Annotated in this window: 10 protein-coding genes; 9 read left to right on the top strand and 1 reads right to left on the bottom strand. The window is 69.6% G+C overall.

From position 1 onward, the window contains the following. Positions 1 to 94 precede the first annotated feature (94 nt). Positions 95 to 832 (bottom strand): hypothetical protein, encoded by a 738-nt coding sequence (locus ACFY1J_RS24100; protein ID WP_390731869.1) that lies wholly within the window; start codon positions 830 to 832, stop codon positions 95 to 97. An 87-nt stretch (positions 833 to 919) separates the two neighbouring features. On the opposite strand from ACFY1J_RS24100, the gene ACFY1J_RS24095 reads away from it, so the two are divergent. The 9 genes from ACFY1J_RS24095 (at position 920) to ACFY1J_RS24055 (ending at position 7,061) form a co-directional block, all read left to right on the top strand. After that, the gene (locus ACFY1J_RS24095; RefSeq protein ID WP_390731868.1) at positions 920 to 1,288 is read left to right on the top strand and encodes a hypothetical protein; all 369 of its coding nucleotides are present in this window, start codon (positions 920 to 922) and stop codon (positions 1,286 to 1,288) included. A 1-nt stretch (position 1,289) separates the two neighbouring features. After that, the gene (locus tag ACFY1J_RS24090) at positions 1,290 to 2,666 is read left to right on the top strand and encodes a phage portal protein (RefSeq protein ID WP_390731867.1); all 1,377 of its coding nucleotides are present in this window, start codon (positions 1,290 to 1,292) and stop codon (positions 2,664 to 2,666) included. A gap of 3 nt (positions 2,667 to 2,669) precedes the next feature. Then, positions 2,670 to 3,350, top strand: coding sequence for a hypothetical protein (locus ACFY1J_RS24085; protein ID WP_390731866.1), 681 nt, complete (start codon positions 2,670 to 2,672; stop codon positions 3,348 to 3,350). A 22-nt stretch (positions 3,351 to 3,372) separates the two neighbouring features. Then, complete coding sequence (locus ACFY1J_RS24080) at positions 3,373 to 4,266, top strand: HK97 family phage prohead protease (RefSeq protein WP_390731865.1); 894 nt, start codon at positions 3,373 to 3,375, stop codon at positions 4,264 to 4,266. 178 nt (positions 4,267 to 4,444) lie between these two features. Beyond that, the gene (locus ACFY1J_RS24075) at positions 4,445 to 5,683 is read left to right on the top strand and encodes a phage major capsid protein (protein WP_390731864.1); all 1,239 of its coding nucleotides are present in this window, start codon (positions 4,445 to 4,447) and stop codon (positions 5,681 to 5,683) included. 58 nt (positions 5,684 to 5,741) lie between these two features. Continuing rightward, positions 5,742 to 6,029: a hypothetical protein gene (locus ACFY1J_RS24070; RefSeq protein WP_390731863.1), complete on the top strand. Its 288-nt coding sequence runs from the start codon at positions 5,742 to 5,744 to the stop codon at positions 6,027 to 6,029. Between the two features lie 2 nt (positions 6,030 to 6,031). Continuing rightward, a complete protein-coding gene (locus tag ACFY1J_RS24065; protein ID WP_390731862.1) occupies positions 6,032 to 6,304 on the top strand; it encodes a hypothetical protein in 273 nt (90 codons plus the stop codon). Positions 6,305 to 6,313: 9 nt separating this feature from the next. Further along, complete coding sequence (locus ACFY1J_RS24060) at positions 6,314 to 6,679, top strand: hypothetical protein (RefSeq protein ID WP_390731861.1); 366 nt, start codon at positions 6,314 to 6,316, stop codon at positions 6,677 to 6,679. Positions 6,680 to 6,692: 13 nt separating this feature from the next. After that, positions 6,693 to 7,061: a hypothetical protein gene (locus ACFY1J_RS24055; protein ID WP_390731860.1), complete on the top strand. Its 369-nt coding sequence runs from the start codon at positions 6,693 to 6,695 to the stop codon at positions 7,059 to 7,061. Position 7,062: the final 1 nt, after the last annotated feature.

The raw sequence follows: 7,062 nt of genomic DNA, 5'->3' as shown, positions 1-7,062 counted from the left end.
GGGCCCGTTCTCTCATGCCCGCGACCGCGCCCGCACCTCCGTCCAGACGATCACCCGCTGCCGCCCGAACAAGATCCGGTTTGCCACAACGCACTCAGTTGCGGCGCTGCCTCCCACGAGGCCCGGGATTGCTGTGGGCCGTGAAGAGCGGCCCCGCCGGGGTTCCCCAAGGCACGATCACTGAGCTGGCGATGTCTGCATGCGAATAGCCAGTAGATCGGTTCAGGTGGAGCACGGTGGCGCCAAGCTTCGGCTCTTCTGCCTCACGGACCTGCCGTCTGCCCCACACCACCTGCGGCTCCGCTTTTGCATCAGGCGTGAACTCGTACTTGACGTGATCAAAGACCAGCAACCCATCGATCAGCGGCTCGCCTTCCTGGATGGGGTGCAGGATGCAAGCGAAGGCGATGGGGCGCTCTTCCCACCAGGCGAAGCGGAACAGCTCGGAAGGCTGCCAGCCGGATGCGAAGCGTTCATTGAACGGCTTCGTAAACGCCCAGACCCGGATCAGGCTGCCTCGGACGCCGTAGTACGCCGCGAACTGATCCATGGCGATGCGGATCGCATCCATGATCTCTGGGTCAAGGACGTTGACGCCGCGGATCTTGCGCCCAACTCGGTTCAAGCAGCCGTTGTGTTCAATCGCCAGGCGTTCCACCTGACTCCATGACCCGGTGGATGGCGTGGCAACACTGGAGCCCTGCAACCTCTGGATCCCGTACAGGTACTCCTGAACAAGGGCTTGGAAGAACTTCCTCGTCGACCTGCTCTTGCCGGGCAGATCCGTGATCCAGTCCGGTCCGTCGTTCGTACGGCGTCTGAACAGAGCCATGTCCCACCCCCCTGGAGCACGTCGCCCGATTATGGCAGGCCACAGACCGGCTTGTTCCCTCTCCTTCGCTCGACTCTGGAGGCCCGCATGCTCGTCCAGCGATTGGCTGCCGTCGCCTGCCTTGCCGCCGGAGTCGGCGTCCTGGCCGGGCCTGGCTGGGCGCTGTTCGCGCTCGGAGTCCTGCTGTGGGGCAGCGGGCCACGCGCACGCTCGGAGGCCGCACAGCCGCCCCTCGACGCCGCTGTTACGCGGGCCCGCGAGATAGCCAAGCGGCTGCGCGGCAGCGCCGTACAGGCGGCGCAGAAGCCGCGCCAGACGACGGCGGTCGCGTCCATGGCGGCGGGCATCGCCGGAGTCCCGGCCGGCGTGCTGCTCACGGTCGGCGCCGGCGCCGCGGTAGCAACGGCGGGCGGCCTGCTCATCGGTCTGGGGATCCTCACCGGCTGGAACGCGTGACGTGGGCTGGCTGAGCGGCCCGCCCGCGCAGAAGCTGGTGGGAGGCGATGCGTTCGGGCCCGGCCTCGACCTCGGGCTGAACAACCCGGTCTATCCCGAGCCGTCGTTCATGTCCTTCGCCAGCCAGGCGTTCGGCCGCAACGAGCTCGTCTACGCCTGCATCATGATGAAGGCGACCTCGCTGCCGGAGGCGCCGCTGCGGGTGTTCGGGCCGGACGGGCTCGGCGAGCCGCGCGAGAACCATCCGCTACGGGAGCTGATCGCCAACCCGAACCCGCTGCTGACCGAGTTCGAACTGCTGGAGCTCACGGTCGTCCACATGGACCTGGCGGGGATCGCCTTCTGGGAGATCGTCCGCGACCGGGCGGGCAGGCCTGTCCAGCTGTGGCCGCTGCGCCCGGACCTGGTGCGGCTGATCCGGCAGCGGGACGGCCGCACCCGCTACGGCTACGTCCTGGGCGGCAGCATCGTCGACCTCGGCACCGACGTGCTCGCCTTCAAGTACCCCAACCCGGTGGACCCGCTGGTGGGGCAGCCGCCGCTGCGCCCGGCGCTGCGGGCGGTGGCGCTCGACAACGAGGCCACCGACTTCGTCAAGGCGCTGCTCCAGAACCGGGCCGTCCCGGGCGTGGTCATCACCACCCAGCGCAAGGTCGACCAGGACATCAGCGACCGGCTCGCCACCAAGTGGAAAGAGAAGTTCGGCGGCACACGGCGCGGCGAACCCGCCGTGCTCCAGACCGGCATGGACGTCAAGGTCCTCGGCCTCGACCTCCAGGCGCTGGAGTTCCCGGACCTGCGCACGATCTCCGAGTCGCGGATCTGCATGGCGTTCGGGGTGCCGCCGATCCTGGTCGGCGCGAAGGTCGGCCTCGACCGGTCGACGTTCTCCAACGCGGCGGAGGCGCGCCGTTCGTTCTGGGAGGAGACGATCCTTCCACTGCAGCGGCGCATCGGAGACGTCATCGTGCGGCGCCTGCTGCCGGAGGTGAATGACTCCCAGTTCGTGCTGCCGCGCCGGGTCGTGGTCAAGTTCGACAACTCCGGCGTCCTCGCGCTCAAGGAGTCCGAGCAGGCCATCTGGGAGCGGGCACTGAACGCGCTGCGCGCCGGTGCGATCACCGTCAACACCTTCAACCAGGTGGTCGGCCTGCCTCAGGTGCCGGGCGGGGATGTGTACCTGCGGCCGGCCGGGGTCATCCCCACCCTCGCCGACGGCACTCCTACCGGCGGCGCCCCCCAACTGCCCGCCGGCGGCCAACCGGCCGACCAGACGGGCGACGCGGCGGCGGGCGGCGAGCCGGGCGAGACAGCGAGCCTTTCCGACGAGGAGCTGGCCCGGTTCATGATCCGGCACGCGCTGACCGCCCGGCGGTGAGCGGTGGCCGCGGTCCGGGCGAAGGTTCCGGCCTCTCACCTGACGGACGCCGAGAAGCAGCTTGCAGAGTTCTTCCGCACCCAGGGCGCGGCGGTCACCGCGAAGTGGCCGGAGCCGAAGTCCCGCAAGGGGATCGCGGACGTCTTCAGCCTGGCCCACTGGAACAAAATCCTCACCCCGGACCTGTTCAAGATCGTGCTTCGGGTGTCGGCTGTGGCTGCCGCGTCGGTCCTGGCCGGGCTGGACGAGGACCCCGCCGAATACGACGAGGCGCGCACGCACGCCTGGCTGCTGGCACATGCCTCGGCCGTGGCCGCTTCCGTGAACGGCCGCACCCGGCAGCACCTGCGCGACCTGCTCACCCACGGCTCCGGTCCGGACGACGTCCGCCAGCTGTTCGCCGGATTCGAGACGGGCCGGGCGCCGCAGATCGCCCGTACCGAGGTGACCGCGGCGACCGGCTTCGGCACCCGGGAGGCCGCCCACCAGGTGGGCATCGACCTGGTCAAGACCTGGAAGACCGGCCGCAATCCGCGTCAGTCCCACGCCCGCATGGACGGCCAGAGCCGCCCCATGGGCGAGCTGTTCTCCAACGGCGCCCGCTGGCCGGGCGACTCGCTCCTCGACGACAAAGAGCGCTCCAACTGCAACTGCTCCATGACCGTCGACCGGCCCACGTCCTGACTGCACGGGCAGAGAGGTGACCATGTCCATCCAGAGGCTCATCGTGCCCGCCGAGTGGAAGGCGGCCGACGACGGAGATGCGGGCAGCCTGGAGGGCTACCTGTCGACCTTCGGCAACACCGACCTCCAGGGCGACGTCATCGAGCCGGGCGCCTTCGCCAAGACCGTCAACCGGGTCAACAAGGAAGGCGTGCCGCTGCTGGCCGACCACAACGCCAGCGTGCGGGACGTGCTTGGCACCATCGTGCAAGCGTCCGAGGACTCCCACGGCCTGAAGATCAAGGCGAAGTTCGCGTCCGACCCGGACTCGCAGGCCATCCGGCAGAAGCTCCTCGACGGCCACCTCAAGGCCATGAGCATCGGCTACGAGCCGATGGAGTGGGGCTTCCGCGAAGAGGACGACGGCATGCGCGTGCGCGTGCTGAAGGAGGTCAAGCTGTGGGAGGGCTCCGTCGTCGTCTTCCCCGCCAACACCCAGGCCCTCGTGACCACGGTCAAGGCCGCCGTCCGTTCCACCATCGACACCGTCATCGCCGGAGCCGTCGCCAACGGCGGCGACGAGCACGCCATCAAGGCCGCGCTCGCCGCCTACCTCACCGGCGAGGAAGAGACTGCCCCAGCTCGGGACGGCGGGACGGACGACGCCCCGGCCGGGGACGGTGACGGGGCGGCCAAAGCCGACACCGACCCCGAAGCTGTGAAACTGAAGATGTACCGGGCGGACGCCGTCTTGCGAGGCGACGACCCGGACGCAGTCCTCGACCCCGTCGCCTACGCGGGCGTGGAAGCCCGCCTGGACGGCATCGACGAATGGCTCAAGGTCCGCACTCGCGAGGCCGAGCTGAGCAACGAGCGGGCGAGGATCCGCACCCGCGAAGCCGAGCTGACCGACGAGATCAGCAAGCTGCGCGCCTAGCCCGAGCCCGCCCCACTCTGGCGCACGCGACGAGCCAGCGCCCCGCCGACGACGCGACAAGCAGTCGGTTCCCGGAGATCCGCACAGCCTGCGACGAGCAACCGTGCCTGGCCTCCGGTCATCCACCGACAGATCAGCCCCGCCACCGTGCGGGGCTTTCGCATGCCAGGAGACAAGCATGGGTGCACACCCGCTCCTTGTGCGGGCCGCGCAGTGCGTCGAGGCGGCTCGCGCACTCAACGACGAATTCCCCGAAAAGGGGAAGATGCCCGCCGAGGTCAAGCACAAGATGGACCTCCTCCTTAACGAGGCGTCCGAGTGCAAGGCGCAGTTCGAGCGCGAGCAGCGCCTCGACGGCCTGGACGACTTCCTGAAGGCCCCGGTCCTCAAGCACGACATGGGCGGCGCGTCGGAAGCCGGCGGCAAGCCGGTCGCCGAGATCGGCGGCGTCTACACCTCCGACAAGGAGCGTCAGCAGAAGGCCAACCGGGCGTTCTTCGAGTTCGTCCGCAAGGGCCACAACATGGCCCCCGAGGTCAAGGCGGACCTCGTTGAGGACGCCAGCGGCATGGTGCTCATCCCGCACGACTTCGCGGGCACCATCGTCAAGGACATCCCGCGCCGGGCCGTGATGCGGAACCTGGCGACCGTCCGGCCCACGTCCCGCAACAAGGTGGACGTCGGCTCGGTCACCATCGCCGCGGCGGGCTGGGGGAAGATGGAGACCGGCACCGTGCCCAGCGACGGTCTGGGCGGCGCTCCGGGATTGGACGCCATCGAGGTGTTCGACCTCAACGCGCTGATCAAGCTCGGCCGGGACGAGCTGGAGGACTCCGACGAGGACCTGTCGGCCACGATCTCCGACGCCCTGTCGCTGAAGTTCGCCGAGCAGGAGGACGACGCGTTCGCCGCGGGCAACGGCACCACGCAGCCGCAGGGCCTCGCCGTGTCCACCGCCATCACCCAGGGCGTCGCGGCGGCGGCCGGGCAGACCGTCACCGGCGACGAACTGAAGTCGGTCATCTTCCAGCTCCCGTCGTGGGCCGACCGCAACGCGGCCTGGCTCGGCCACAAGAGCGCCGAGCTGAAGATCGCCCTGCTGAAGGACGCGAACGGCAACTACCTGTGGCAGCCGCGGGTCTCGGAGACCGAACCGGCGATGCTGATGGGCTACCCCTGGTACCGGCTCGACGGCCTGCCCGCCATCACCACCACGGCAGACGCGGGCGCGGGCACGGACAAGTCGGTGTTCTTCGGCGACGTCCGCGCCGGATACATGATCGCGGACCGGCGGCGGCTGACCGTGCAGCGTCTCGACGAGCTGTACGCCGCGCAGGGCAAGGTCGGCCTGCTGTTCACGATGCGCGTCGGCGGCGGCGTGATCCGGCCCAACGCCATGGCCTGGTACAAGCTCTGACCGACCCGCGGCAGGGGGCGGGTACGGGCCCGCCCCCTCGCCAGAGAGGACACCCACGATGCGTGTGCGCATGCTCGCCAACGTCGGCCTGATGGAGACGGGCCAGGAGTACGAACTGCCCGACGCCCAGGCCAAGGACTACATCCGGCTGGAGTACGCCGAAGCGGTCAAGCCGCCGCGCGCCCAGTCCGCCGAGGTGACGCCGTCCGGGCCCGAGGGCAAGCCGGGCACGGCCCGCCGCACGAAGGCGACCCAGGCACCCGCGAACAAGACCGCCAAGAAGGCTGCACCGTCCAAGCCCGAGCCGGCAGCCGGCCCCGGCGCGGGCGCTGAAGAGAGCGGCTGATCATGTCCCGCGCTGTGCCCATCGCGTCGGCCGCGACGGACGTCCAGGGGGTCGTGGGTCCGTGCACACTGGTGGGTCTCGCGGCCACCGGGGCAGCAGCGTCGGTTGTCCGGCTCCGGGACGGCACCACGGCCACGGATCCGGTGAAGGCGATCATCGGGGTCCCCGCCAACGGCACCGCATCCGAACGGCTACCCGCCGTCGAGTTCTCGACGGGAATCTTCGTCGACCGGGACGGCACCAACGCGGTCGAGCTCGTCCTCTACATCCTCTAAGGACTGATCATGGGATATGTGAAGTCGGACGGCACGTGGGTGCACGGCGACCCCATCGGCGCCGTCGGTGCCGTGCAGACCGGCGTGACCGGTGCCGGGAACACCGGCTCGGCCGAAGTAGGCGGGCGCGCCACGGCCAGGCTCACCCTCAACGTCACGGCCGCCACCGGAACCACACCGTCGCTGACGGTCAACGTCCAGACCTCGGCGGACAACGCCACCTGGGTGACGGTCGGCAGCTTCGCCGCGAAGACCGGCGTGTCGTCCGAAGCGAAGGCATTCGCGGGCCTCGACCGGTACATACGTGCGCAGTGGCCTGCGCCGACCGGGACCACACCGTCGTTCACCTTCAACATCAGCGGCGAACTGAACTGACGGAGGATGCCCGATGGGATACCTGAAGTCCGACGGCACCTGGGTGCACACCGAGAACACCGTCCCGGCGGTAGCGTCGGCGGCGCGCACTGCGAACGGCAACTCCGGCACCTCCACGGAGGCCGGTGCCCGGCACACGCTGCGGAACGTGCTGCTGGACGTGACCGCGGCATCCGGGACCGGCCCGACGCTGGATGTGCGCGTGGAGACCAGCCGGGACGGTGTCATCTGGTACACGGCGGGCACCTTCGGGCAGAAGACCGGCGTCAGCTCCGAGCGGAAGCCCTTCTCCGGCCTCGACCGCTACGTGCGGTTCGCCTGGACGATCGGCGGCACCACGCCGTCGTTCACCTTCTCCATCACCCCCGGCGAACTGGTCTGAG

This window comes from Streptomyces sp. NPDC001406, from assembly GCF_042895285.1.
GTDB lineage: Bacteria > Actinomycetota > Actinomycetes > Streptomycetales > Streptomycetaceae > Streptomyces.
This window is presented reverse-complemented; position numbering and strand designations above follow the sequence as displayed.